This window comes from Candidatus Eisenbacteria bacterium (assembly GCA_016930695.1).
In the GTDB taxonomy this organism is placed as follows: Bacteria; Orphanbacterota; Orphanbacteria; order Orphanbacterales; family Orphanbacteraceae; genus JAFGGD01.
The window spans coordinates 66,474-91,838 of the sequence record JAFGGD010000059.1 but is presented as its reverse complement, the minus strand read 5'-3'; the positions used below and the strand labels follow the sequence as shown (position 1 = coordinate 91,838).

15 protein-coding genes are annotated in these 25,365 nt (G+C 66.9%); 9 read left to right on the top strand and 6 right to left on the bottom strand.

Annotation, left to right across the window (positions count from 1 at the left end; genetic code table 11):
• Nucleotides 1-479 precede the first annotated feature (479 nt).
• Together JW958_14595 and JW958_14590 are read left to right on the top strand one after the other, a co-directional pair.
• Nucleotides 480-1,340: an OmpA family protein gene (locus JW958_14595; protein MBN1827481.1), complete on the top strand. Its 861-nt coding sequence runs from the start codon at nucleotides 480-482 to the stop codon at nucleotides 1,338-1,340.
• A gap of 52 nt (nucleotides 1,341-1,392) precedes the next feature.
• Nucleotides 1,393-1,890 carry an SET domain-containing protein-lysine N-methyltransferase gene (locus tag JW958_14590; protein MBN1827480.1) on the top strand — a complete coding sequence of 166 codons (498 nt, stop codon included), beginning with the start codon at nucleotides 1,393-1,395 and terminating at the stop codon, nucleotides 1,888-1,890.
• Nucleotides 1,891-1,942: 52 nt separating this feature from the next.
• Here JW958_14590 and JW958_14585 read toward each other — a convergent pair whose 3' ends face one another.
• Nucleotides 1,943-3,343 (bottom strand): MFS transporter, encoded by a 1,401-nt coding sequence (locus tag JW958_14585; protein MBN1827479.1) that lies wholly within the window; start codon nucleotides 3,341-3,343, stop codon nucleotides 1,943-1,945.
• 240 nt (nucleotides 3,344-3,583) lie between these two features.
• Here JW958_14585 and JW958_14580 point away from each other — a divergent pair, with 240 nt between their 5' ends.
• Together JW958_14580 and JW958_14575 are read left to right on the top strand one after the other, a co-directional pair.
• Nucleotides 3,584-4,279: an ABC transporter ATP-binding protein gene (locus tag JW958_14580; protein ID MBN1827478.1), complete on the top strand. Its 696-nt coding sequence runs from the start codon at nucleotides 3,584-3,586 to the stop codon at nucleotides 4,277-4,279.
• Nucleotides 4,276-5,724 carry an ABC transporter permease gene (locus tag JW958_14575; GenBank protein MBN1827477.1) on the top strand — a complete coding sequence of 483 codons (1,449 nt, stop codon included), beginning with the start codon at nucleotides 4,276-4,278 and terminating at the stop codon, nucleotides 5,722-5,724. Before JW958_14580 ends, JW958_14575 begins: the two co-directional genes overlap by 4 nt.
• 122 nt (nucleotides 5,725-5,846) lie before the next feature.
• On the opposite strand, the gene JW958_14570 is transcribed toward JW958_14575, so the two are convergent.
• On the bottom strand, nucleotides 5,847-8,345 hold the full coding sequence (locus JW958_14570) for a hypothetical protein (GenBank protein ID MBN1827476.1): 2,499 nt from the start codon (nucleotides 8,343-8,345) through the stop codon (nucleotides 5,847-5,849).
• A 258-nt stretch (nucleotides 8,346-8,603) separates the two neighbouring features.
• Between JW958_14570 and JW958_14565 the strand changes: the two genes are divergently transcribed.
• Both JW958_14565 and JW958_14560 read left to right on the top strand, forming a co-directional pair.
• The gene (locus tag JW958_14565; GenBank protein MBN1827475.1) at nucleotides 8,604-10,727 is read left to right on the top strand and encodes a PD40 domain-containing protein; all 2,124 of its coding nucleotides are present in this window, start codon (nucleotides 8,604-8,606) and stop codon (nucleotides 10,725-10,727) included.
• A gap of 26 nt (nucleotides 10,728-10,753) precedes the next feature.
• The gene (locus JW958_14560; GenBank protein MBN1827474.1) at nucleotides 10,754-11,167 is read left to right on the top strand and encodes a DUF2809 domain-containing protein; all 414 of its coding nucleotides are present in this window, start codon (nucleotides 10,754-10,756) and stop codon (nucleotides 11,165-11,167) included.
• Between the two features lie 25 nt (nucleotides 11,168-11,192).
• Here the strand turns inward: JW958_14560 and JW958_14555 are convergent, their stop codons facing one another.
• Both JW958_14555 and JW958_14550 read right to left on the bottom strand, forming a co-directional pair.
• Nucleotides 11,193-12,260, bottom strand: a complete 1,068-nt coding sequence (locus JW958_14555) for a hypothetical protein (protein ID MBN1827473.1) — start codon at nucleotides 12,258-12,260, stop codon at nucleotides 11,193-11,195.
• Between the two features lie 135 nt (nucleotides 12,261-12,395).
• A complete protein-coding gene (locus JW958_14550; GenBank protein MBN1827472.1) occupies nucleotides 12,396-14,321 on the bottom strand; it encodes a tetratricopeptide repeat protein in 1,926 nt (641 codons plus the stop codon).
• Nucleotides 14,322-14,689: 368 nt separating this feature from the next.
• Here JW958_14550 and JW958_14545 point away from each other — a divergent pair, with 368 nt between their 5' ends.
• From JW958_14545 to JW958_14535, 3 genes are all read left to right on the top strand, one after another.
• A complete protein-coding gene (locus tag JW958_14545; protein MBN1827471.1) occupies nucleotides 14,690-16,483 on the top strand; it encodes an OPT/YSL family transporter in 1,794 nt (597 codons plus the stop codon).
• A gap of 333 nt (nucleotides 16,484-16,816) precedes the next feature.
• On the top strand, nucleotides 16,817-18,304 hold the full coding sequence (locus JW958_14540; GenBank protein ID MBN1827470.1) for a PLP-dependent aminotransferase family protein: 1,488 nt from the start codon (nucleotides 16,817-16,819) through the stop codon (nucleotides 18,302-18,304).
• A 98-nt stretch (nucleotides 18,305-18,402) separates the two neighbouring features.
• The gene (locus tag JW958_14535; protein ID MBN1827469.1) at nucleotides 18,403-19,377 is read left to right on the top strand and encodes a branched-chain amino acid transaminase; all 975 of its coding nucleotides are present in this window, start codon (nucleotides 18,403-18,405) and stop codon (nucleotides 19,375-19,377) included.
• A 55-nt stretch (nucleotides 19,378-19,432) separates the two neighbouring features.
• On the opposite strand, the gene JW958_14530 is transcribed toward JW958_14535, so the two are convergent.
• Together JW958_14530 and JW958_14525 are read right to left on the bottom strand one after the other, a co-directional pair.
• Nucleotides 19,433-21,226 (bottom strand): T9SS type A sorting domain-containing protein, encoded by a 1,794-nt coding sequence (locus tag JW958_14530; GenBank protein MBN1827468.1) that lies wholly within the window; start codon nucleotides 21,224-21,226, stop codon nucleotides 19,433-19,435.
• 335 nt (nucleotides 21,227-21,561) lie between these two features.
• Nucleotides 21,562-25,134: a choice-of-anchor J domain-containing protein gene (locus JW958_14525; GenBank protein ID MBN1827467.1), complete on the bottom strand. Its 3,573-nt coding sequence runs from the start codon at nucleotides 25,132-25,134 to the stop codon at nucleotides 21,562-21,564.
• Between the last annotated feature and the right edge of the window lie 231 nt (nucleotides 25,135-25,365).

Sequence of the window (25,365 nt, the reverse complement as noted above, 5' to 3'; positions counted from 1 at the left end):
GGTCTCCCTTCGGGGCACGGTGTGGGAAGGAGGACGGACGGGTAATCCCTCTCGGAGTCCGGGGCGTGCCGCCCCCTGGGTGGGTTCATGATTGCCACGGAGTTCCCACAAGGGTGCGACCTCGCGCGGCCATCTCTCACGCACCTCGAGAGATGGGGGCCCCCGTCCCGCCCCTTCTCCTCGAAGGATCACGCCGTCCGTCCGGGGAAAAGGCGGAGAGGATGGCGGGGAGGGAGAAGCCCTGACGGCTCCGAGAGGGAGCCCGGCGGCGGAAGGGAGGTAATCCCCGTCCCGCCCCTTCTCCTCGAAGGATCACGCCGGCCGTCCGGGGAGGAGGCGGAAGCGGTAGCGATGACTAGGGGTGTCTTTCTCCATTCCCTTTCGCCGGGCGACTTTATTTCCTTCTTGAGGGAGAGGCGGAGGAAGGAATAGCCTGGGACACGGCTTGGTCCGGAACGGGATCGGAAAGGGGGAAGAATATGCGACGACCCGCTCGCGCCGCGCGGCTCGCGGCGTTCCTGTTGATCGCGGCCTCCGCGGCGGTCGCCGCGGCGTCCGAAACGACGGAACACACTTTCATTCGGCCCTACCCGGGCGCTGTCTGCCGCGACGAGTACACCGAGCATGAGGCGTTCTCCGCCTTCGAGTTCCCCGTCACCGATCCGGAGACCGGCGAAAAGACGACCCATCCGGTCAAGGGGGAATACTGGTATCTGTACTACGAAATGCTCGACGGATCAGGCGAGCTGGACGAATCGGTATCGGAGATGGAGTTCCTGGAGAACTATAAAAGCGCCGCTCGGGAGAAGGGAGGGGAAATCCACTTCGACGATTCCTGGAACGGCTACCTCACCTTCACCGTGCCCCGGGACGACGGCGGCCTTTCCTGGTGCTACGCCGAGGCTTCCGACGGCGCCTATTCCCTGTGGATCGTGGACGAGCAACCCTTCGAGAAGAAACTCACGTTCAGCGCCGCAGAGATCAAGCGGCGCCTGGACGCGGACGGGAGGATCGCCGTCTACGGCATCCTCTTCGACACGGACAAGGCGGATCTGAAGCCGGAGGCGATGGAGCCGCTCGGCGAAATCGTGAAGTTGATGCTTCAATATACGGATCTGTCCATCGAGATCCAGGGGCATACGGACAACCAGGGAACCGCGGAGCACAACCTGGATCTTTCACGCAGGCGCGCCGACACGGTCCGTCGCTACATCCTTCTCTTCGGGGTGGACGAGAAGCGCCTCGTTTCGGACGGATACGGCCTCACCCGGCCCGTAGCACCGAACGACAGCGAGGAGGGTCGCGCAAAAAACCGGCGTGTGGAGCTGGTGAAGCGGTAGGGGATTCGATCGAGGGGAAACGGGCGCGTGTCCCCGGGTTCGGAGAATGTTTATGCATGTCGACAACGAATCGTCCGGTCGGGGGGATCGGCCGGTTTTTCGGGAAGGGATGATCCCCGACTACTACATCTCCCCGGCAGCGAGGCCGCGGCAGATCGCGGGGAAGGGGCTGGGCGTCACGGCGGTCGCGTCGATCGAGGAGTCCGAGATCATCGAATGCGCCCCGGTGAAGCTGCTCACGCCGAACAAGGGGCTGGACCGCGAATGGCGGCGGCTCCACCGGGTCCTTCTGGAGACGGTGCTCGGCGACTACGTCTTCGAATGGACCACCCATCGCGGCGCCGTCGCCCTCGGTTACGGCGGCCTCTACAACCACTCCTCGCATTCAAACGCCACGGTGATCCGGCTGATCCGGCCGCGGAAAATCGTCTTCGTCGCGAAGCGGGCGATCAAGCCCGGCGAAGAGATCACCATCAGCTACCGACATGTATGGTTCCAGCCGGTGGAACAGGAGGAGGGGCGTCCCGATTGCGGAGGAGAGGCGCGGTAGCGGCGGATTCCGCGCGCCCCCCTTATTATTATTTCGCGGTCGTTCCGCGCCCCTAGAGTTTTTCCCCGTGCCGCTCCCGGTACTCCACGTCGAGCCAACGGCGACCCAACCAGAGCGTGAGCGGAGAGAGCATGGTCGACGCGCCGACGATGATCCACATCAGCTCCGTGTTCCGCGGGCCGTCGGGGGAGCAGAGGTGGGCGAGGAGAATGCCGGTGATCGGCCCCGCCGCGACCTTGGCGAAGAACATCGGCGCCTTGGAGTAGGCCATGTAGGAAGCCTCCCTCCCCGGCGGAGCGATGGTGGCGGTGTAGTCGTAGATTCGCGGTGAGTAGATCGCTTCGCCGATGGAAAGGACCACCTGGTAGAAGACGATCAGGGCGATGCTCTCGCCGAGCCCCATGAAGAAGACCGATCCGGCGGAGATGAAGGAGCCGACGAGGATTACGTTGTATGCGCGCATCTTGCCCGTGATCGCCGTCATGACCGGCACGAGAAAGATGATGATCGCCGGGTTGATGCTGTAGAGGCGCCCCGTCCATTCCCGGAACCCGATTCTTTCCATATAAAGCGGATAGAGGGAGTGGTTGTACTGGAAGATCATCTTCACGAGCACGAGCAGCATGATGAAAACGATGAAGATCCAGAAACGTTTTTCCCTGGCCACCTCCTTCATGATCGCCCAGATGGACTCGCGCGGCTTGCCGGCGGCGCGCTCCGGCTTCCTCTTCGCCTCCTCCGCTTCCTCCTCGTTGAACTCCTCTCTCGGGATCCGGTCGCGCACGAAAAAGGTCACCAAAACGAGCGAAACGAGCGTGGCGATCACGCCGACGAGAAAGATGATCTGGGAGGGGCGCACCAGGAGTTCCAGACCGGCGACGTCGAAGCGCGTGACCTCGGTGAAACGGGCGCGGATCGGGTCGAGGACGAGGCCCGCCGCCAGCGAGCCGATGTTCATCACCACGTAGTACCAGGAGAAGGCGTACTTCTGCGCCCGTTTGTTGGAGAAGAGTTTCACCGACGCGGCGATCAACGGAATCATGTAGGCGAAGCCGACGGAGAGGAGAAAGAGACCGGGGTAGATGACCCAGGGATGGGTGGTGAAGGTGATCGCCACCCGGCCGGCCAGCGCGATCAGAAGCCCCACCTGAAGCGCCCGTTTGATACCGAGGGAATCGGCGATGAATCCGACGAAGAGCATGAAGAAGGACATGGACGCCGAAAAGACGCCGAAGATCGTTCCCGCCACCTGGTCGGAGAGGCCCATGTCCTGGGTGAGAAAGATCATCAACATCAGGACGGAGGAGAAATAACAGAGGCTCTCCAGCACCTTGATGGCGAAGGCGAACCAGATCTCGCGGGGGCAGGTGAAGAGGTTCACGAGGCCCTGGTGGTAGTCGGCGGCGACTCCCCTCAGGGCACCGGACGGCGCGCTCCGGGATTCGGCGTTCATGGGTCCTCGCTTTCGTGTCGGTGTGTGTCGCCCGACTGATTGTACCGGAGAGCGTCGTTTGGGAAAAGGCGGGAGGGAGAACACCGCGGGGACGAGGGAAAACGGGTCGAAAACGGGCGGGGGGCGTGCGGCGTCTTCGGAGAAAGGACACATGTCTTCCCATGACTCCCGCCGCTCTTGTCCGAAGGGGCGCCGGGGGCGTAAAGTGGCGGCGCCGGGCCGGCCCGGCGGAGGGACGCTTTGCGGGATTGTTGGATACGCGCGGCGGATGTCCGGCGTTACTACCGCCGGGGTCCGCAGACGGTGCGCGCGGTCGACGGCGTGGATCTGGAGGTCGGCCGCGGCGAGCTGCTCGCCGTGACCGGCGCGTCCGGTTCGGGGAAGTCGACGCTCCTCAATCTTCTCGCCGGGCTCGACACGCCCACCGCCGGAAGGATCGAGGTGGAGGGACGGCCCCTCGGTTCGCTCTCCCGCCGTGAGTTGGCCGCCTACCGCGCCCGCCGCGTCGGTATCATCTTCCAGTTCTTCCACCTGATCCCGCACCTCACGGCGCTGCAGAACGTAGAGGCGGCGCTCCTCTTCCTTCCCGTAACGCGCCGCGAGCGGCGCCGTCGCGCCGCCGAGTCGCTCGAACGTCTGGGGCTCGCCGACCGGATCGACCACCGCCCCGCCGACCTTTCCGGAGGCGAGCAACAACGCGTGGCCGCCGCCCGCGCGCTCGTCAAGGAACCGGAGGCGCTCTTCGCCGACGAACCGACGGGAAACCTGGACCGGGAGAACGCCGGCGCGATCGCCGACCTGCTCTCCGGGGCGCGTGACCGGGGACTGGCGGTGGTTCTGGTCAGCCACGACGGGGAGATGGCGGGACGGATCGCCGACCGCGTCGTCACGATGCGCTACGGGCGAATCAGGGACGATGGAGGGCCGGGACGATGACCGCGGCGGACCTCCTCGGCGTTTCGATCGGCAATCTTTGGCGCATGAAGCTCCGCACTTTCCTCACCCTCTCCGGCGTGATCATCGCCGTCGGCGCCTTCGTCGCGATGCTTTCCTTCGGCGCGGGAAACCGCCGCACCTTCAACGAGCAGGCCGAGAGCCTCGGTCTCTTCCAGACCATGCACGTCTATCCGGCGGAGAACGAGGAGGGCGAGGGGCCCTTTCTGGACGCCGCCGCCCTCGAGAGTCTCGCCGCCTTGCCGGGCGTCCGCCTCGCTTATCCCTTTCAGGGGGTCGATGTCACGGTGCGGACGGCGGATTCGGTCTTCACCGCCGAGGCGCAGGCGCTCCCGGCGGAGGCGGCGCGGACGCGCATGTACACGCGGCTCGCGGCGGGGACGCCTCCGGGCGACGATCAAGCGAAAGAGGCGCTGGTGACCGAGGAGTTCCTCGACATGGCGGGGATCGGGTTGCCCGATTCGGCGCTCGGCCTCAGCCTGATCGTCGAGGCGAGGCGCGCGGTCTTGGACAGCGCGATGATTCACGCTCTCGATGACCCGGACGGCGAACGGGGCCGCCGGCTCGCCGAGGTGCGCGTCGACTCGCTCCTCGATCCGGGCTACCGCCGGCGGGTGCTCCGACGGGAGGCGGGCGACGCGGCCGCCCGCTTTCTCGACGGCTTCCTGAACGCGCGGGAGACGGTGCGGGACACGCTGACCGTGTCGGGCGTTCTCAGGAGCGACGGCCCGAGGCGCCTCCGTATCCCGCCGCTGCTGATTCCCGAGGGGGCGGCGCGCCGCTTCGAGGACGGCTTTTTCGCCGAGGATCCCGCCGAGCTGTTCGTCGCGCTCCGCCGGGGCGCCCTCTTCGACGGCCCGCGGCGGCCGGGCCCCTCCTACGCCCAGATCACGCTCGACCTCGACCCCCGCGCCTCGCACGCGGCGGTGGGGGACTCGATCCGCGCGCTCGGTTTCCGCGCCTTCAGCTACGCCGAGCGGTTCGCCGAGATGCGCCGCTTCTTCTTCTATTTCGATCTCGCCCTCGCGGCGGTGGGGATGGTGGCGCTGGTCACCGCCTCCCTCGGCATCGTGAACACCATGGTGATGTCCATCAGCGAGAGACGACGGGAAATCGGCGTGCTCAAGTCTCTCGGCGCGGACGATCGGGACATCCGCGTTCTCTTCTTGGTCGAGTCCGCCGTGATCGGCGTGGTGGGTTCTCTGGCCGGAATCGGCTTCGGCTGGTTGGTCGCGCGGATCGCCTCCTTCGCCGCCCGCCTCTATATGGAACGCGAAGGGCTCCCCGCGGCGGACCTCTTCGCCACCCCACTCTGGCTCTCCGCGATCGCCCTCGCCATCGGCCTCGCCGTCAGCCTGCTCGCCGGCTCGTATCCCGCGGCGCGAGCCGCCCGCGTCGACCCGGTGGAGGCGCTGCGGAGCGAGTGACGGCGGGAGATCGGCGTGCGCCCCCCGCATCCCCAAAAGAGAAAGGCCCGGCCGGAAGCCGAGCCCCCTCGGTGTCGCCGCGGACTCCCACCACGTTCAGCCCGGGCCATGCGATGTCCGGACTATCGCAGCAACACCATCTTTCGTGTCTGAATGAATTTCTTCGACGCGAGCCGGGAGAAATAAATCCCCGAGGCGACCGGCCGCCCGTTCCGATCGGCGCCGTCCCACCGGAGAGCGTGGGGTCCGGCGGAGAAGGCGCCGTCGGCGAGGGTCCGGACCAGGCGTCCCGCCGCGTCGTGCACGGAGAGGCGGACCGGAGCGGCCTCGGGGAGCGCGAAGTGAATCGTCGTGACGGGGTTGAAGGGGTTGGGACGGTTCTCGAAAAGGAACGCGCCCCGGTCCGGCGCCCCGCCGTCGACGCTCACGCAGGGGTCCTGGAGAAGGGGGTCGAGTTTGCAGACCACCACGTCGCCGGCGTAGTCGTGAACGCCGCCGTTGTACGTTTCGTCGTAAGCGCCCGTCGTGACCGGGAAGTCGTTGGTCGTCGAGTCCGCCGTGCTGGCGGCGACCACCACGTTTCCGTCGGGGTCGAGGGCCATGTAGCCGTAGAACTCGCCGCCGCTCCCGCCGAGGAAGGTGGACGCGGCGAGGGTGTTCAAGTCGGTGGTCATGCGGCAAACGAAAAGATCGCCGGAGTACTGTGTCGTGCCGCCTGCTCCGTATTCCGTGTCGTACGCGCCGGCCGTGGTCGGGAAGTTGCGCGACGACGTGCTTCCGGTGATGTAGAGATAGCCCGTTCCGTCGAGGATGACGGCGCAGGGGGATTCCCACTTGCGGCCGCCCAGATAGGTCGCGGCGATCAGCTCTTCCAGGTCGGCGTCGAAACGGGCGATGAAGACGTCATCGCCGGCGTCGCTCAAGAGGTAGCTGTTGTAGGTCGTGTCGTAGGCGCCCGGCGTGGCGGGGAAGGTCGAGCTCGCCGTGTGGCCCGTCAAATAGATGTCGCCGTTCGCCGGGTCCCGGGTGATGGCGATGGCGATATCCCACTCCCCGGCTCCGCCGAGAAGGGTGGACGCCAGGAGCGTGGTGAGGCTCGTGTCGAAGCGGGCCGCGAAGGAGTCACCCGCGCCGTGGTAGGTGGTGTCGTAGGCGTCCGGCGTGGTGGGGAAATTCTGGCCGGTCCAGGTATAACCGGCAACGTAGATCGAGCCGCCCGGATCGAGGACGAATTCGCTGATCGCGTCGGTCCCCTCACCGCCGAAATAGGTAGAGGCGGTGACGGTGGTCAGGTCGCCCGCGAGGCGGGTGATCACGCCGTCGCCGTTGTATGCCCCCACCGGCCCGAGGTAGGTCTCGCTCCAAACGCCGGCGGTGGTCGGGTAATCGGAGGAACTGGAGTTTCCCGCGATCCAGACGTCGCCGTTCGCCGCCACTTGGATCCCCTCGGTGAAGTCGTTCGCCGAGCCGCCGACGTACGTGCAGGCGAGTAGCGTGGAGAGGTCGGCGCTCAACTTGGCGACGAAGATGTCCGTGTCGCCGCCGAAGGTGCTGTCCGCCGCGCCGGAGGTAAAGGGGAAATCGGCCGACTCGGTTTGTCCCGAGACGTAGATGACGCCGCTCGAGTCGCGGGCGAGGTTCGGGCCGGGCCACTGGCCGTCCAGGCCGCTCCCGCCGAGGAACGTGCAGGCGATCAGTGTGGTGAGATCGCCGCTCAGCTTCGCCACGAAAACATCGGAGCCGCCGTTCCATGTGGTGTCCGCGCCGCCGTAGACGGTCGGGAAGTCGGGGGAAGCGCACATGGCCGCGACGTAGATATCGCCGCTATCGTCCAGGACGAGGCCGCTGGTCATCCCGTCCACGTCCGACCCGCCGAGGAATGTGGAGGAGAGGAGCGGGTCGATGACGAGCGGCCGCGAGCGGTCGTAGGCGCCCACGGCGAATCCGTAGGTGTCGCCGTCGACGCGATAGGCGACCTCCACGTTCTCCTTGCGGCCGTCCGTTTCCTGCCAGGCGACCGGTCGCGTGAAGGTTACGTCGCCCATCTCCGTCGGTGCCGACAGCACGCCCCCTTCGCGGACGGCGAGCGCGCCCGCGCCCTCCATGCGGATCCGGATTCGGGCCGCGTCGGCTCCGGGCTGAACGGTGAAGACCTTCTCCACGTTTCGCCCGCGCGCCTCGAGGCGGATGTCGATTCCATCATAGATCGCGCCCAGATCGACGGCGGCGAAGGAAACCGGCCCGCCCGCTCGCGCCCCACCACGGAAGTTGTGGACGCGGACCGCCCCTTCGCCGTCACCGCGGGGCGTCGCCGCGCCGTCTCCGCCGACGAAACGCTCGCGGAGCGCCAATCGCGCTTTTCCCTTGGGGATCGCGTAGACGATGTCCCCTCCTTCGGTCACGAAAATGTCGCCGCCGAAAGTATGCGTATAATAGAGAGCGCGTGGGTCCGTCTCCCCTCGGTTCTCGATGAAGGGGACGTCGAGTTCGGCGAGGCGCGCGCCGATCGATTCCCGGTCTTGTGGGGCGATTCGGTCCGCGCCGTCCGGCGCCGCGCCGGCGATCGATCCGACGAGAATCACCGCCGGAAGCAGGGCGAAGATGCGGTGGCGATAGGTCATGGAATGATTCCTCCTGTTCGGATTTCTCGGCTTGGTTCCCCTGCCGCGATTCCCCGGCTTCGGCGATCGCACGCGGGACAATCGGCGCCCGCCTGCGCTCCTCCGCCACCGGGTTTGCATCCGCTACTGGGCGGTGCCGTCCCCTTGTGGCATACTCGGATCGTACGCCCGCGCGCCGCGGGCCGCCTGAAGGGTCGGTTTGGCGAACCTGCGGAATGCGTTTGGGGGGGGCGCGCGGAGAAATGAGGCGATAGTCGTTTGAAAAACGGGGAATCGAGAAAAGAAGGCCCTCCGGGCGCCGCCGCGCTCCCGGGAGAGAACCGGGACCGGCGTCCCTCCCCCTTCTTCATCGAGGAGTGGCGGGTCGACCCTCTGTCGGGAGAGATCGCGCGCGGGGACGAGGTCCGCTCCCTGGAGCCCCGCGTTATGGATCTGCTGGTCCGGTTGGCCGACCGGGCCGGAGATGTGGTGGAGCGCGACGAACTGAAGCGCGTCGTTTGGGGGGACCCGGAGACGAGCGAAGAGGCGCTCCGACGCGCGGTTTGGGAGCTGCGCAACGGTCTCGGTGACGACCCGCAACATCCGCGCTTCATCGAGACGATCCGGAAGGGGGGCTACCGCCTGATCGCGCCGGTGGTTCGGGCGGAGGACGCGCCGGAAGCGCCCCCCGAACGCCGCCGATTGTGGTGGTGGGCGGTCCCCGTGGCGATCGTCGCGGCGGCGGCGGCCTGGTTCCTAATCCCTCGCGACTTCTCATCGCCGGAGCCGAAGGTTCTCCGCGGCGCGCCCCTCACCAGTTATCCGGGGAAGGAGACGGCGCCCGCCCTCTCGCCGGACGGGACGCGGGTCGCCTTCAGCTGGGACGGCGAGGAACGCGGGAACACGGATATCTACGTCAAGGCGCTCGACAGGGAAACGCCTCTCCGTCTTACCGACGACCCTCTTCCCGAAACCTACGCCGCCTGGTCTCCCGATGGAACGCGGATCGCCTTCGCGCGGCTCGGCGACTTGCAGAAGGTCTGCGTCGTTCCCGCGTCGGGAGGCGCGGTAGACACGCTCTACTCGCTCCGGCCGGCGTTGGTCGGACTCGACTGGTCGCCCGACGGCAGATGGCTCGCCTTCTCCGCCTGGGGGGAAGAGGGGATGCCCCCCCGGATCGTCCTACTTGATATCGAAACCGGCGAGATCCGCGCGATGACGAACCCCACGCCGCAGTACAGCTGCGATTTCATGCCCCGCTTCTCACCGGACGGAAGCACGATCGCCTTTATCCGCTCCGGCCCGATCTTCCAGCAGGACGTGCACCTGATCTCCTTGGAGGGAGGGCAGCCGCGCCGTCTCACTCGTTCCCAGGGGAGAATCGAGGGGATGGATTGGGCGCCGGAAGGCCGGGACATCGTCTTCGCGGCGAAGGCGAAGACCGGCTACGATCTGCTGCGCGTCGGCGCGCGTGGCGGCGCGGTGGTCCGCGTGCCGACCACCGCGAGGAGCGCCGCCCACCCGAGTGTCGCGTCCCCCGGCGGGCTGCTCGTTTATGAGGAAACCAAGTCGGCGGCCGACATCTGGCGGCTCGCGCTCGGCGAGGGGGCGGACGCGGAGCCGGAGCCGGTGATCCGTTCGACGGCATCCGACGCGGCTCCGTGCTATTCGCCGGACGGAAAGCATTTCGCCTTTCTCTCGACGAGGAGCGGCTATACCGAGGTGTGGACGGCGAACGCCGACGGGTCCGGCCAAAGGCAGGTCACCCGTTTCCGGGGCGCCCAACCGGTCGATCCCTCTTGGTCGCCCGATGGGACGCGCCTCGTGCTGACGGTTGCGCGGGACGACAGCACGTTCCTTTACGAGATCGACGAAAGGGGCGCCCATGCGCGCTGTCTGGTCGAGGGAGGAGCGGATGTCGTGTTCGCCGCCGCCTGTTCGCGCCGCGACGGTTCGTTCTACTACGAGCGGGGGGACAGCCTCGGATGGGAGATCCGCCGCTACGGGCCGGAGGGCGACGCGAGTGAAAAGGTGGCGCCCCACGAGGGGATGGTCCTTCGCGAAACGGAGGAAGGGGACCTCGTGGTGTGGCGTTTCGAACGGGGAGGAATCTGGCGGCTTCCTCCCGGCGGCGGCGAGGGGGAGCGGCTCATCGAACCGGAGGAGATGTCCTATTGGACGAGCCTGCAGGCGGTGCCGGGGGGGATTTACTTCTCCCTCCTCACGCGGCGCGGTCCACTGATCGCCTTTTGGGACGAGGCGGAGGGGAGCCAGAGAATCGTCGCGAGGCTGCCGGAGAACGCTCTCTCCTGGTTTTCGATCTCGCCGGACGGGAACGAGGCGCTATTCTCGCGGGCCGAGACGCGTGAAACGGATCTCATTCTCTGTCGCGGTTTCCGATGAGCGCGCCCGTCGCGGCGAGCGAGGCAATGGAACGGGGCGAACGCGCTCGTCCCGGCGGCGCGGCGTCGATCGCGCTCTCCCTGCTCGTGGCGGCGTCGGTCGGCGTCGGTTGCAAGCTCTACGCGGGCCCGGGGGCGGCGTGGATCGCCGATCGCCTCGCCGGCGCCTTCTACGTGATCTTCTGGTGTTTTGTCTTCTTCGCGATTCTTCGGACAAGAAGGATCGGCGTGCTCGCCGCGGCGGTGACTGCGGCCACCTGCGCGCTCGAGTTCCTGCAACTCGTCCATCCGCCCTTCCTGGAGGCGGTCCGCGCCGGCCTCGTCGGGAGAACCCTCCTCGGTGCCGTCTTCTCCTTCCTCGACCTCCCCTTCTACTTCCTGGGCGGCGTCGCGGCCTATCTCTGGATGGGGCTGCTGGCCGGATCACCGCCGGAGCGCTGACCGTTTCCCCGCGCCGCCCCGGCCGTCAGCGGATGTTTTGCGGTCCGTCCAGGGGCGCGCGGGTCCAGAGGTCGTGGTCGCTCTCCGGCAACGGTTGGAGATCGCTCATCTCGTACTGTTCGCGCCGGATGTCGTAGTCATCGAAAAAACCGTTTTTGAAGGAATACACATCGCCCGTGTTCGGGTCGTAGAGCCTCTCCGTGCCGAGGATCGCGTCGCTCCGCTTCTCCGCCAGGATGTCGTCGCTCCGGTTCCGGCTCTCCCAGCCCTCCATGATGATGTCCGACGCGTCGCTCAGAGTACGCCCCGCCTTCATCACCCCGGCCCAGGCGCGTTGTTGCATCTGCATGCAATTGTTCACGTAGGAAGGATCAATGGTGAAGCTGGACGCGCAGCGGACCAGCGACTCCACCATGCCCGGGAAGGCTTCCTTGGACGCGGTGACGCCGGTAAAGAGGGTGCCGTAGCCGTTGCCGCCGCCCGGTCCGCCGGTGAAGGGCATGAAGGGCGCCGTGGTCAGGTGGAAAAGCCCTTCGCCGACGCGGCCCTCCTCCGAGAAAAGCGCCCGGATCAGCGCCGTTGATCCGCCCGGTAGAGGGCAGGGCTGCGGCGAAGAGGCGATGATGTGCACGCCGTCCAGGCGCGGGCAGGCGGGCATGAAGCCGCGGGCCACGCCGGTGCGGGCGATCTGATGGAAGGCGGCGAGAAAGACGCCGGGCGTGAAAGGCTCCACCACCGGCATTTCGTGCCAGGCGACGGGGAAGCCGCCCATGTTCATGTACTGGATGTCGATCTGTTTTTGCTGCGCCGAGAGGTAGACGGGTCCGACCTGGCCGAAATAGAAGACCCGGTTAAGGGGTTCGGCCGGATCCCGGACGAGGAAAGCGAAGGTGCCGCATTCTCCGGCGGTGAGGACCTCCCATCCGGCGGGGCGTTCGATGGAGAAAAAGCCGCCGTCGTAGCGCTCGAGCGTGAGTTTCGGCGCCGGTTTATCCGCCGCCCGCCGCCCGCCGCCTTCGTCCTTTCCGCCGCCGCAGGCGGAGAGAAGAAGCGGGAGGAAGAGGAAGATCGCGGACAGGTAGAAGCGTCGCATCGACATCTCCTTTCGATCGGGACGCCGGCCGCGGGCTTCTCCCGGAACAGACCGTCGTCCTCGGGACGATTGCTCTCTTTTTTTTACGCCGCGAAACAGTCAATGTCAAAGATCGGATGGGGGCTTGCTGTCGGTCTACGGTTCGGCCCCCGTGTCGCCCCCCCGGAACATTTCGGAATCGGGGTCCAGCGCGTAGGCGCGGCGGAGGTGCTTCTCCGCCGCCTCACGGTCCCCGAGATGAAAGTTCGCCTGGCCGATCCAAAAGTGGAGCCGGGCGTCGTCGGGCAGGGCGCCGAGGGCGACCCGGAGCCAATGCCGCGCCTCGGCCCATTCCTTGCGTACATAGAGGAGCCGCCCCAGATCGAGCGCCGCGGACGGCTCGTCCGGATCGTGGGCGAGCACGAAGCGGAACTGACTCTCCCCCCAATCCCCTTCGCGAAGATGAAAGCGGCAGGAACCGAGGTAGTAGCGGGTCGCGGGGATGGTGGGATCGAGACGAACCGCCTCTTCTAGATGGACGGCCGCCTCGGCGTACTCTTTGTGTCCCCACAGCTCGATTCCCACGTTCGCGTGGGCGCGCCGCGAGTCCGGGCGCCGCCGCGTCGCCTCGCGATAGAGGCGCATCGCCTGCTCCCTCCCCCCCTTCTTCCAAAGAATGCCGGCGAAGCCGACGGCGCGCGGCTTGTCTCCGTTCCAGTGGAGGGGATCGTTGATGGTGAAACGGACGGCGCGGTCGGCGGCGACGGAGGGGAAGGCGTTGCCGCCGACCCAGGGAAGAAGGAGGAAGAGGCCGGCGCCCCAGGCGAGGATGGCGGACGGCGCCAGCGTCCTCGTCGGAAGGATGGGGAGAAGGCGAGTTCCCGCCCAGAGGGCGATCGCCGGCGCGTAGAAGCAGAAGAGGTCCCAATCGCGGGGGCCGAGGCCGGGGCGGATCACGACGGCGAAGGCGAGGAGCGAGAGGGCCGCGGTGCGGAGGAAACCCTCGGCGGGAAGGCCGGGGGGCTCGTCCGCGGCGCGCCGCCCGCGGATCGTGGCGACCAGGATCGCCATGGGAATCGGCGCGACGAGGGCGAATAGATTGAACATATAAAACAAATGCTCCGGCGAGAGAAGCGAGTAATAGAGCGCTTCCGGCGGTGCGGTCCAGCGGAGGGGCGCCTCGAACGCGTCCAGCTGGGAGAGGGTCGGCGGCAGGAGGAAGAGAAGAATGGGCGAGAGGTGGACCAACCGCAAGAGGAGCCGCGCGAGGCGTTCCCGGCGTCCTTCTAATAAGAGAGCGAAGAGGGCGGGCAGGGCGATCACGACGCCGGTGTGGAAGAAGACCGCCGCGGGGAATGCGGCCGCCGCGGCGGCGCGGTTTCCGCCGCTGAGTAGTGCCGCCGAGCCGCCGGCGACGAAAAGGAGGATGTATAACTGGGCCGGCGTGTAGGTTTCGACATATCCGAAGAAGAGCTGCATCGCGCCGGTGGTGAGGAGGAGGGCGATGAGAAGCGCGGCCGCCGGCGCCGGGCGGTCGGGGCGGAGCGCGCCGGCGATCCGCCGGGCGAAACGGACGGCCGCGAAGACGGCGGCTCCCCCCGCGGCGGAGGAGAGAATCGCGAAAGAGAGTTCTTCGCCGTTCGTCGCGCCGAGGGCGCGGAGCGCGCGAAAGAAGACGCGGTGCACCACCAGCGTTCCCCACCCGGCGCGGTACTGAAGGGGATCCGCGTCCCGCTCGAGGAAGGTGAGCACCAAATACCCGTCGCCCATGAAGTGGCCGCTCGAACGAAAAAGGTAAAAGAGGATCGCGATGATGGTGGCCAGGGCGCCAAGCGCGCCGCCCGCGCGCAGGAGAGTTGGTGAGATGCCGGGCTCGCCGTGACGACGGCGGGCGGCATAAAGCGCGAGGGCGGCGGCGGCCGGAAGAAGGGCGAGCCAAGCCGCGCGCAAAAGAAGAGGAAGGTCGGCGCCGTTCGAGAACGCCCAATAGGACGGCGAGGGACGGAAGGCGAAAAAAACCTCCGCCGCGAGAAGCGATACGAGAAGAAGCGCCGCCGCCGCGGCGGCCCTGCGATCAGGCATGGGGGCTCACCTCCCGCCCCAGGTTACGCGGCGGCGCGCGGGAAGGGAAGGGGGAAGAGCACGGCCGGCGGTCCCCGCCGCGCGGTCGTTTAAATCAGGATGTGCGCGTCCAGGGCGACGAACATGTGGTTGATATCGAGCTGGGTCGTGGTGGGCGGGGCGGGGGCGTAGCCCGCCAGGAGAAGGAAGGCGATCGACGCGAGGATGGCCCTTTGTTGCGCGCGCGGGAGGCGCGGAAAGGGCGGGCGCCCCCGGCAAGGACGTTCCTCTTTCCCGGAGCGCCCGTCTCTGATAAGCTCTTACAAATCAACAAAAAGCGGTTCGCGTGGCCGCGGAGCCCACCGAAGACTCCAACCAAGAGGGCGTATATGGAAGAGAACTACTCCGAGCTGACACTGCGGGCGGTGATCTCCGGCCTCTTCGTGGGCTGTTTGATCGGCGCCTCCAACATCTGCATCGGGCTGAAGATCGGATGGACCTTCGGCGCGTCGATCACCGCCGCGGTGATCTCCTTCGCCATCTTCCGCACCTTCGCGGGGGTTTTGAAGCGCCCCTACTCGGCGAAGGAAAACCTGATCACCGCGACCGCCGGCTCTTCGGCGGGGACGATGGCCTCCGCGGCGGGGCTAACCGCGTCGATCCCGGCGCTCGAGTTGATCCTTCGCGAACAGGGGAAACCGATCCTCTCCTACGGTCAGCTCGTTCTCTGGGGGATCAGCATCGCGTTTCTGGGCGTCTTCTTCGCCGTACCTCTCCGCCGGCAAATGATCGTGGTGGACAAGCTGCGCTACCCGACCGGCACCGCCGCCGCGGAGACGATCAAGGCGATGTACGCCTCCGGGGCGGAGGCGGTGAAGAAGGCGAAGGTTCTCTTTTACTGCGCCCTCTTCGCGGCCGCCTTCAAACTCCTTCTTTCGATCAAACCGCTCGGCCTCGGCTTTCTCGAAAACCTCTCCGTAGACGATTTCGGGCTGGCGTCCATCGGCGTGTTGGGGCTCGGGTTCGCCGTGCTCACCATAGGAATGAACCTTTCGCCCATGATGCTCGGCGCGGGAGTGCTGATCGGTCCCAAGGTCGGCTGGTCCCTCTTCGCCGGCGCCGTGATCGCCTGGGGAATCATCACGCCTGTCCTAAACGGCATGGGGCTCATCGAATACAGCGGCGGATCGTCGATCTACAGGGACGCGCTGAAATGGATCCTCTGGCCCGGCGTGGCGTGCATGATCACGGCCGGATTCACAAGCCTGGGGCTACAGTATAAAACCATCGGCCGGACTTTCTCCTCGCTCCGCAAAGCCACCGCCGCCGCCGCCGCCGCCGACGAGGAGGAGGACGCGCCCGATCCCTTCCCGATGAAGTGGTGGTTCATCGGCATGGCCGCCGCGACGGTCCTCACCGCTTCCATGGCTTACATCTTCTTCGGCATCGCCGTCTGGATGGGAGTGCTCGCGGTGATCCTCTCCCTCTTCGTGGCGAGCATCGCCGTGCGCGCCACCGGCGAAACCGATATCAATCCGGTGGGCGCGATGGGGAAGATCACGCAGGTCGTCTACGGGATTCTCGATCCGGGGCGGATCACCACCAACCTGATGGCGGCGGGGATCACCGCCGCCGGCGCGAGCCAGGCCGGCGACCTGATGCACGATCTGAAAGCCGGTTACATGCTGAAGGTGTCGATCCGCAAGCAGGTGATCACCCAGCTGATCGGCGTGATCGTCGGCGTGCTGGTGGCCGCCGGAGTCTACCGGCTCCTCACCGCCGCCTATGAAATCCCCGGGGAGGACTTCGCGGGGCCGGCGGTCGTGGCGTGGCATTTGATGGCTAAAGTGCTCGCCGAGGGAGTTTCCTCCCTCGAGCCGAGCGCGCTCTGGGCCGCCGTCGTGGGAGGCGCCGTCGGCATCATCCTCACCCTGATGCACAGGATACGCTCCATCGCCAAGTGGCTCCCCTCGCCCGTGGCGATCGGCATCGCCTTCATCGTCCCCGGTTTCTATTCGATCGCCATGTGGTTCGGGGCGCTACTCACCTGGCTCTATAATAGAAAGCACGGGGACCGGGTGGAGCGCTTCGGCCCCGCCCTCGCCTCCGGCCTGATCGCCGGCGAGGGGTTGATGATGGTCCTCGTCGCCCTGCTGTTGATCCTGGGGGTGAGCTGGGTATAGGGGATCACACAGAGAATCTCGAAGGGGCGCCGCCCCGCGCGGCGTCCTTTTTTCGTGCGACACCGACCAATTCCGGGCCGTCCGGGCGTACCGTTTTGGGGCTTCTCGCCTGTCCGCGAGCATCCGGCCCCTTTGGCTCGGGCCATCCAACCGATTCTAGTAACAGGTGGTCGGTCTATTAGGAGCCTTTCCCGGCCCCCCTGTCCCCTTCTCCCTCTTGCCGCGTCCCATGTTGATCGTGCATATTGGATGGTGTAGATAGCGACCCAATGGCGGTTTTTATCGGTTATTCCACTATATAAACTGGATTGGAACGATCCAAAGGGGGCTTTTATGCGGATGCAGCTGGATCGAGAGAGCCCGACACCGATCCATCTTCAAATCGCGAATGGGATCCGGGAGCAGATCCTCACCGGGGCGATTCCGGAGGACCGGAGGCTCCCGCCGACCCGCCGCCTGGCGGCGGAGTTGGGGGTGAACAGGAGCACGGTCGTGCAGGCATACCAGCGGCTTTGGTCGGAGGGGTTGGTCGAGGGGCGCGTCGGGAGCGGCACGGTGGTCCGCCTCCCCGCCGGAGAGAAGCGTCGCGCCGTCGCTCCGCCCCCTTGGAGCATGCTCCTCGGCGCGCGGGTCGGCGGCCACGACGCCGAGTCGGGCGAGCTTTTCCGTCTTTTCGCGCGGGAGGACCTGGTCTCCCTCGCGGCCGGGCTACCGGCGCCGCACCTCTATCCGATGGAGGATCTGCGCGAGGCGGCGAACGCGGCGTTCGCCGAGGAGGGGAGGGCCGCCCTCCATTGGTGCCCCGCCGAGGGATACCCGCCCCTTCGCCGTCTCGCCGCGGAGCGCCTCGACGGGCTCGATCCGGCCGCGACGATGATCCTCGCCGGATCGACGCAGGGGCTTTTCCTCGTCTCCGCGCTCTTTATCGATCCAGGCGACTTCGTTGTCGTCGAGTCGCCCACCTATCTCGGCGCGCTGCAGATCTTCCGCGACGCCGGGGCGCGGGTGATCGGCGTCCCCGTCGCGGAGGACGGCATCGACCTGGAAATGCTGGGGGAGGTGCTCGCCCGCACGCAGCCCAAGTTCATCTACACCGTTCCCACATTTCAGAACCCGACGGGCGTCACCATGAGCCTGGGGAAGCGCCGTGCCCTACTCGAACTCGCCTATCGATACCGCGTCCCCGTCGTCGAGGACGACCCCTACACGCCGCTTCGCTACGATGGCGGCGCGGTTCCGTCGTTGAAGGCGCTCGACACGCACGGCTACGTGATTTATCTGACCACCTTCTCCAAGATCCTTGTCTCCGGATTGCGGGTCGGTGTTCTCGGCGCGCCGCGCCGCCTGATGGAGCCGATGGTCGCCGCGAAGTACCGGCTCGACCTCTTTACCGGCGCGCTCTCCCAGGCGATGGTTCAACGATTCTGGAGCGGCGGTGCGCTGGATCGCCATATCGATCGTGTCCGCGTCGAGTACCGGGCGAACCGGGAGGCGATGGCCGACGCCCTCCGCCGCCACTGCCCGACGATCCGTTTCTCCGTCCCCGAAGGGGGCTTCTTCATTTGGGGCCGTCTTCCCCGCGAGGTGGGCGCCCGCCGTCTTCTCCGGGAGGCGCTGGACCGGAAGGTGATGATTCTTTCGGGAGAGATCTTCCATCCCGACGGCCGCGGCCACGATCGGGTCCGTCTCTCCTTCACCGGCGAGACGCCGGAGAGGCTCCGCGAGGGAGTGCGCCGGCTCGGCGATGCCCTCCGGCGCGTCGAAAGAGGGGCGCCGTCGCCGGACGCCGTCGAGGAGGCGACGACCAAACCGATTTTGTAGCAGCGGACCGCGCGCGTCCGGCTTCCGCCGGTTCCTCGCCTCGTCGTGGTCCGCGATTCACGCGGTCGGGCCGACGGCCCGGCGAGGAGGTGTGAACCATGACCGGAAAGAACCGGTACGCGTTTTTCGGCGGAACCATAGCGCCGATCGACGAAGCGAGGATCAGCGTCATGACCTCCGCTTTCCTCTACGGCACCGCCGTCTTCGAAGGCTTGCGCGCCTTCTGGTCCGACGAACGGGAGGAGCTGTACGTCTTTCGCATGCGGGAGCACTTCGAGCGTCTTCTCCGGGGATGCCGTATCCTGCGGATCGAGATCCCCTTCGACGCGGACGGCCTCTCGGCCGCCACGCTCGATCTCCTTCGTACCGAAAGTTTCCGGGAAGATGCGTACATCCGTCCCGTGGCCTACAAATCCGACCACAAGATCGGTGTTCGCCTCGACGGGATCGGGAGCGACTTCACCATGTTCGCCGTTCCGTTGGGCGCCTACATCGATAAGCCGGAAGGGGCCCGGCTCATGGTGTCGAGCTGGCGGCGGGTCGCCGATGACGCCATCCCGCCGAGAGGAAAGATCAACGGCGCCTACGTCAACTCGGCGCTCGCCAAGAGCGAGGCGCGTGAGAACGGATTCGACGACGCGCTGATGCTCACCGCCGACGGTCACGTCTCGGAGGCGAGCGCCGCGAACCTCTTTCTCGCGCGGAACGGCGCGCTCCATACGCCTCCGTCGGCCGACGAAATCTTGGAGGGCATCACCCGGGACGCCTTCATCCGTCTCGCCCGAGACCGGGGGATGGAAGTGATCGAGCGCCGCATCGACCGTTCCGAGGTTTACGCCGCCGACGAGGCGTTCCTCTGCGGAACGGCGGTGAACATCGTCCCCGTGACCGAGGTGGACCGGCGAACCATCGGCGACGGCCGGCCGGGACCGATCACCCGCCGGCTTCGCTCCCTATTCGAGCGGGTCGTCGTCGGCGCCGAGCCGGAGTACCGCGGCTGGTGCTCCCCGGTTTATCGGAGTCGCGGGGACGCCCGGACGAGCGCGGCGTTCGCCCCCGCCGTTCCTGCTTAAACAAATGAGGGGTGCGGGATCCTTGCCCGCACCCGCTCTCTTTCGCGCCGCCCGGCTATTTCAGCAGGATCGTCTTGCGGATCGCGCTCCGGCCGCCGCTTTCCAGGCGGATGAAGTAGACGCCGCTCGGGAGATCGGCCGGGCTCCATTCGCGGACGAACGGCTCCGGTCCCGCCTCGCCGTCGAAGAGGACCGCCGCGCGCCGTCCGAGCGCGTCGAAGGCGGTGAGGCGAACCGGCCCCGCCGCGGGAATGTCCGCGCGGATCGTAATGGAGGCGTTGAAGGGATTCGGGGCGGCCTCTAAGTGGAGGGCGGGAGGGATCGACCGCTCACCCGCGCTCACGCCGGTCGACAGGGGGCCGCGCATGCGGACCTTGTGAAAAGAGAAGGCTCCGATCCCTCGGCCGTTCCGAATCCACGGCCCCTTGTAGGACGTCGTGGACCCCTCGTAGCAACAGTCCGGAAGATAGGTGAGTGAATCGGCGCCCGTCGTGCCGGCCAGATCGAGGCGGAGCACGGCCGAATCCTCCGTGACGGCGCCCCCGATCACCCACACGCTCGAGTCGTTCAGATAGAAAAAATCCTCGAGAGGCGCGCCGAGAGTGTCCAACGGCCAGACAATCGGTTGGTCGAAGCGGACGAGAATCGCGTCCCGGTTGGAATCGGCGAAGTGCGCCTCGATCGGGTTCGGCGGACGGGCGCCGGCGGTATCCGTTGAGCCGTAAAGATCTCGGCCGACCGACAGGGACGCCCACTCGGCCATTCGGCCGTAGCCGCAGGAATCAAAATGGCAGCCGTCGTGGCCGGGAAGGCCGGCGGTGGAGAGAGCGACCACGTCTTCGTGAGCTTCGGGCAGGCGGCGCAGCACCTCCCGCAAGAGGCCCTGGTGGTCTTCCCCGCAACCGGGGCGAATCTGAAAGACGTAGATCCGCTCCAGCGCCGGATAGTCCTCCTTCCATGCCGCGTGAAGCTCGGCGAAATGACCCGCGTAAGTGGGAGCGGGCGATGACGTGTTGGCCTCCCCCTGATACCAGAGCATCGCCCGTGCGGCGCCGTCCAAACCGGCCTTCCGCGCGCGGTAGAACAGGCGGCCGTAGATCGTCGAGAGGCGCTCCAGGGGCGGTGATTTCCTTTTGTGCTGTTGGATGAAGGTCGACCCGACCGCCCCGTTCAACAGACAGACCGGCACGCCGAAACGTGTGGCGATCTTCTCGCCGAGCCGGAGTCCCCAAACGCCGACCGCCAGGGGGGCGTATCGCTCGTGAGCCTGGGCGAGCCCCCAAAGCGTGTCCGCTTCGCACGCCGAAGAATCGGCCTCGGTTGTGCCGAAGGAGCGGACCCACTCCGAGCGGTTCGTCACCACCCCGCCGTAATCGTAGGCGACGGCGTTCGACTGCCCGTTGATCAACAACACGTCGCCGCAGAGAAGGCTCTCCCTTTCGGCGACGAGCACCGTGTCGAGATGAACCAGAAGATCGTATTCCGCGAGTTCGGCGCGCAGGGGGAGGGAAAACGAAAAGGGCGCCCGCACACCTTCGTATATGAGTGGTTCCGCAAGGCGCAGGGATGGGATGTCGTCGCGGAGCACGGTGACGGAGACGGAGTCGAAGTCGCCGCCGAGAACCGTCCCCTCGACCGTGACGGCGCAGGAGTCCGATGCGTCCCGGGGGAAGAGCCGCAGCGACTCGGGCAGGCGGCCCCATTCCACGTTCTGGGCGCGGATGCTCGGCGCGGTCGCGAACGCCCCGAGGACGACGAGAAGGAGGGCGAGAGGGAAACGGGGCCTGCGCGCCGGGCGGGCGCGCGGAAGAGGATGGGCCGCCGGAGACGGGGAATGAAATGCGCGCACGCCGAGGACCTCTTGTTGTCTTTTCCGGTGTTGGGGCGCGGAGTCGGTTGTCGCGTCCCGCGGGGGGGGCGACATCCTTTCGCATAATTATACCGGATTTCGAAACGGCCGTGTTGGGGCAACCACGGGATCGGCACCCCCCTTCGGTTATATGGGGAGTTGCGGTTTCGCCACCCGTCCGAATCTCGAGGCGAAGGGACGCCGGTTCGCGGCCGGGAGGCGCGGAAGCAATCCCTTTCCGTCGAGGATCGTCCCGGTCGTAAAAGGCCCGGGGCACGACGCCCCGGGCCTCTCTCCGTTCGGTTGTCGCGCGGCGCTCGCGGGAAACGCCGCCCCTATCTGAGGAGCACCACCTTGGAAGAGCGCGCCTCCCCCGCCGCATCGAGGCGCGTGAGGTAGATCCCGCTCGCAACGGGCGTTCCGGCGCCGTTCCGGCCGTCCCAAACCGTTTCATGGGCGCCCGCCGGGAGCGCGCGATCGACGAGAGTACGCACCAGCCGTCCCTGCACGTCATATACGGCGAGACGGACCGGTCCCGCGGCCGCCGTGGAGAAGTGGAGGGTGGTGGTCGGGTTGAAGGGGTTCGGAGATGCGCCGCGAAGCTCGGTCACCCGGGGCGCGCCGGCCGCCATCTCGACGCCGGTCGCGACCGCCAGCGTTCCCGTGATCACCACGTCGTCGATGTAGAACCCCTCGGCGATGTCCTCGTCGTCGTCGGTCTTCACGGCGAAGGTGAGCTGCACCTCGTCTCCCGCCTCGTAACCGCGGAAGGAGAGGTCGTAGTGGAACTCCATCCAGTCGTTGCCGATGACGAGTGGAGCGAGCGCGCCGCCCGAGGCGATCCAGTCGATCGTGTCGTGGACCGCGTCCTTGGTGAGGATCACGTAGAGCCCGTCGCTCCCGTAGGTCGCCACCTCGTGCCAGAGCCAGAAGGAGAGGCTCGGGTCCGGATCGAGGGCGATGGACGGCGCGTCGAGCCAAGCGTTCATGCCGGGATCGTAGACACTCGTGTCCTGGCGTCCGGCGTACCACGAGGCGTTTCCGCTGTGGGTTCGATTCGGCGATAGATGCCAAAGATCGTTCGAGCCGCCGTGGGTCCAGTCGACCCCTCCCGACTCCAGGTCGTCGGCGAAGCCGGTTTCGCCGATCGCGACGAGGGTGCTTTCGGCGAAGGCGTATCCGTTTCCGTCGGCGATGTCGAAACGGACCAGGACGAAGTGCGGGTCCGGGCAGCCGGCGGGGATGTTCACGTCGAAGAGGGCGTTCGCTTCGGCGCCACCGGCGATGTCCGCCGCGGAAGCGATGGGGTCGGTGAACACCAGCCAGGAGCTGGAGCTTCGCGCCGTCGCGATCATGCCTTCGGAGAGGTCGTCGCCGTAGTTGTGGAAGCGGGCGGTAAGGGTGAGGCTCTCGCCCGGTTCGGCGCGGCCGTCGCCGTCTCCGCCGGTTTGGTCGTCGACGCCGAGCTCTGCGAAGCGAATCCGCGGCGCGGCGACGACAAGAGAATAAACACCCGACCAGGGCCCGCCCGAAGTGGACGCGATGGTCAGGTCGAACCGGCAGGAGTGACCCGCAGGCGCGCCGGTAGCCAGTGTGAAGACGAAGGGGGATGCGTTTCCGGCGCTTCCGCCCGCCGGCAGATCGCCGAAGGAAGCGACGCTGTCCGTCACGACGACCCACGGATCGTCGGAGCGGAGCGTGCCGGTTACGCCGGTCGCCGCGTCCGTCCCCGGGTTCGCCAGGGTGAGCGTCAGGTCGATCGTCTCGCCCGCGTTCGGCAGGCCGTTGTCGTTCCCGCCGGAGGCGTCGTCGATCGCCGCGCCGGTGAGGGACGCATAGGGACCGGAGGGGAAGACCGCCGCCGTTCCCTCATAGGGGAGGTGGTCATGGGCGGTCACCGTGACGTGCAGCGTGTCCGCCGTGAGAGGGGTCACGGCGAGGACGGCCTGGCCGCCCGCGCCGGTGACGCCGGTCACGTGAACGTCGCCGTCGTCGGTGACGCAGACCGTCGCTCCCTCCATCGGCGACCCGCCCGTGGTGACGGTGACCGTGAAGAGGCCGGGCGCGAGGGGCATGTCGGCGGGGTGTTCCACGTCGAGCTCGTCGGGGATGTCGGTCCAGGCGGCGAACTCGGGCTCGCCGAGCAGGTTCACCGAGTACTGATGCCAGCGATAGACGTTTTCGGTGCGCGACTGCGGCACGTAGTACGCCTTGACCGCGGCGAGGTTCTGGCCGACGCCGAGCATACCGTCCAGGAAGAGCTGTTTGAAGAAGCGGTGCTGCAGCCGGTCCGAGTAGCCGAACTTCGGGTTCCCCGGGCTCCCCCAGCCGAAGCTGTTGTTGCCGATGAAGGCGACTCCGCCGCCGTCGGCGTTCCGCACGTACCACTCGGCGATCGCCTCCTGCTGGAAGCCGGCGGCGAGACACGCCACGGAGTAGCAGATGCTGAATCGCGGCCCGTTGTGCAGGTCCTTCATGGAATCGCCGTAAAGGGTGCCGCCACCCACGGACATCACGTCGTAGTGGCCGTGTCCGTCGTGGAGCCAGAAGTTCTTGCCGGAGTTGATGGCGTTCAGCACCGTGGTCCTGTTCTCGTTCCCCAGTGTTTCGTAGAGCTTTTGGATCGGGTCGAAGCGGGACGGCACGAATTCCTCGTCGATGGCGTCCAGGCTGACGCGGGAATCGGTGAGCGGGTCGCTCCACAACACTTCACCGGTGAAGAGCATGTCGGTCTGGTAATCGACGGGAGGCGTTCTCTCGTAAGTGAGCTGCTTCGCAACCATGGCCTCGACCTGGGCGGTGTTTCGGGCGCAGAAGCGGCCGACGATCACGTCCGGGTAGAGATCGACGTTGTCCTCGACCTGGCCGTAGCGGGCGTTGACGTTGGCGTTCCAGTCGCCGTCGAGATCGGAGTAGTAGAGGTCGGCGTGGATGTAGTTGTAGCCGCCGAGCTGTCCGCTGTCCATCGCCCATGTGTCGCGTGAGGCGATCCGGTCCGGGTCGCCGCCGAGAAGCACGTAGGTGATTCCCCAATTGGCGTAGGCGTCGATGATCGCCTGGCGGATCCGCGCCGACGCCTCCTCGATGCCGGCGTAGAGGCTGTCGATCTCGTCGCGGTCCATCAGGCGGACCTTGAGCCCCTTGCGCGTTTTCCACTCCACCAACGGCTCGTAGTAAGGAGCGTGGGCGATGGGGCAGATGAGCAGATAATCGTAGGACTCGCCGTCTCGGAGGCGGAGGCTCGGCTCGATGGCGCGCAGGTCCATGCCGTCCAGATCCCGCGGGTTCGCCACCAGTTCGGTGACGACCCGCCCCATGGGGCGCTCTATCCTGTCGCCGGCCGGCTCGTAACGCCGCCCGTCGTTCTCGATCCGATAGACGACGCGCACCGTCGCCCGCTCGCACAGCTCGATCGAGCCCGCGTCGGGGCGGAAGCGGACCGGAAAGATCTGGAATCCGGCGATATGCACGCCCGCCATGTAGCCGTCGCCGGAGAAGAGGATCGGTTCCGCCGGCCACGGTTCGCTTGACGCATAAATTTCCTGTCGCGGTTCCGCGCGTTCCGGGGGATCGATGCCGAGTTCCTCGTAGGAAAGCACGGCGGGTGGTTGGGTGGGGCGGACCGTGTAACGGCCCGGGATGAGGGTCCACTCCGCGCCGGTCAGCTCGACCGATTCCACGACCGCGCCGCCGGGGAGGGCGAGATGAAACGGGCTCACCGGTAATTCGGGCGCGCCCGGATCGAAGGGGAGAGAGGTGCCGCGGAGGACGACTCGATCGTACTCCCCATCGCCGTAGATGGTCAGGGCGTCCCGGTCGAAACGAATCTCCTGCTCGAGCACGTCGGCATGGGCGGTCGTCGCCGCGCCTGCGAGCAGAAGCACAATGAGGATCGGTAGAATAGACATTCGTCCTCGACGCATCGTGTAACTCCATTTCCGCGGGGGGCCGCGGAAAACGTGCGGGTTGATCGGTCATCGGACCGTCCCGGCGGCCCGAAATGGCGTGGGGAGACGAACCCATTATACCACAACGAGTAAACCGATGCGAGGGGCGGAATGATGCGTCGGCTCGTACCGGGGGGATGCCACACGTTGGCGGAGCGGGTGGTCGGCTTTTCTCCGGGAGGGACGAGGTCG

Excerpts from the sequence above, each read along its gene's own strand:
- JW958_14525 (MBN1827467.1), bottom strand. The coding sequence starts at position 25,134 with ATGTCTATTCTACCGATCCTCATTGTGCTTCTGCTCGCAGGCGCGGCG.
- JW958_14575 (MBN1827477.1), top strand. The coding sequence starts at position 4,276 with ATGACCGCGGCGGACCTCCTCGGCGTTTCGATCGGCAATCTTTGGCGC.
- JW958_14590 (MBN1827480.1), top strand. The coding sequence starts at position 1,393 with ATGCATGTCGACAACGAATCGTCCGGTCGGGGGGATCGGCCGGTTTTT.
- JW958_14585 (MBN1827479.1), bottom strand. The coding sequence starts at position 3,343 with ATGAACGCCGAATCCCGGAGCGCGCCGTCCGGTGCCCTGAGGGGAGTC.
- JW958_14550 (MBN1827472.1), bottom strand. The coding sequence starts at position 14,321 with ATGCCTGATCGCAGGGCCGCCGCGGCGGCGGCGCTTCTTCTCGTATCG.
- JW958_14535 (MBN1827469.1), top strand. The coding sequence starts at position 18,403 with ATGACCGGAAAGAACCGGTACGCGTTTTTCGGCGGAACCATAGCGCCG.
- JW958_14595 (MBN1827481.1), top strand. The coding sequence starts at position 480 with ATGCGACGACCCGCTCGCGCCGCGCGGCTCGCGGCGTTCCTGTTGATC.
- JW958_14555 (MBN1827473.1), bottom strand. The coding sequence starts at position 12,260 with ATGCGACGCTTCTACCTGTCCGCGATCTTCCTCTTCCTCCCGCTTCTT.
- JW958_14540 (MBN1827470.1), top strand. The coding sequence starts at position 16,817 with ATGCGGATGCAGCTGGATCGAGAGAGCCCGACACCGATCCATCTTCAA.
- JW958_14570 (MBN1827476.1), bottom strand. The coding sequence starts at position 8,345 with ATGACCTATCGCCACCGCATCTTCGCCCTGCTTCCGGCGGTGATTCTC.
- JW958_14560 (MBN1827474.1), top strand. The coding sequence starts at position 10,754 with ATGGAACGGGGCGAACGCGCTCGTCCCGGCGGCGCGGCGTCGATCGCG.
- JW958_14545 (MBN1827471.1), top strand. The coding sequence starts at position 14,690 with ATGGAAGAGAACTACTCCGAGCTGACACTGCGGGCGGTGATCTCCGGC.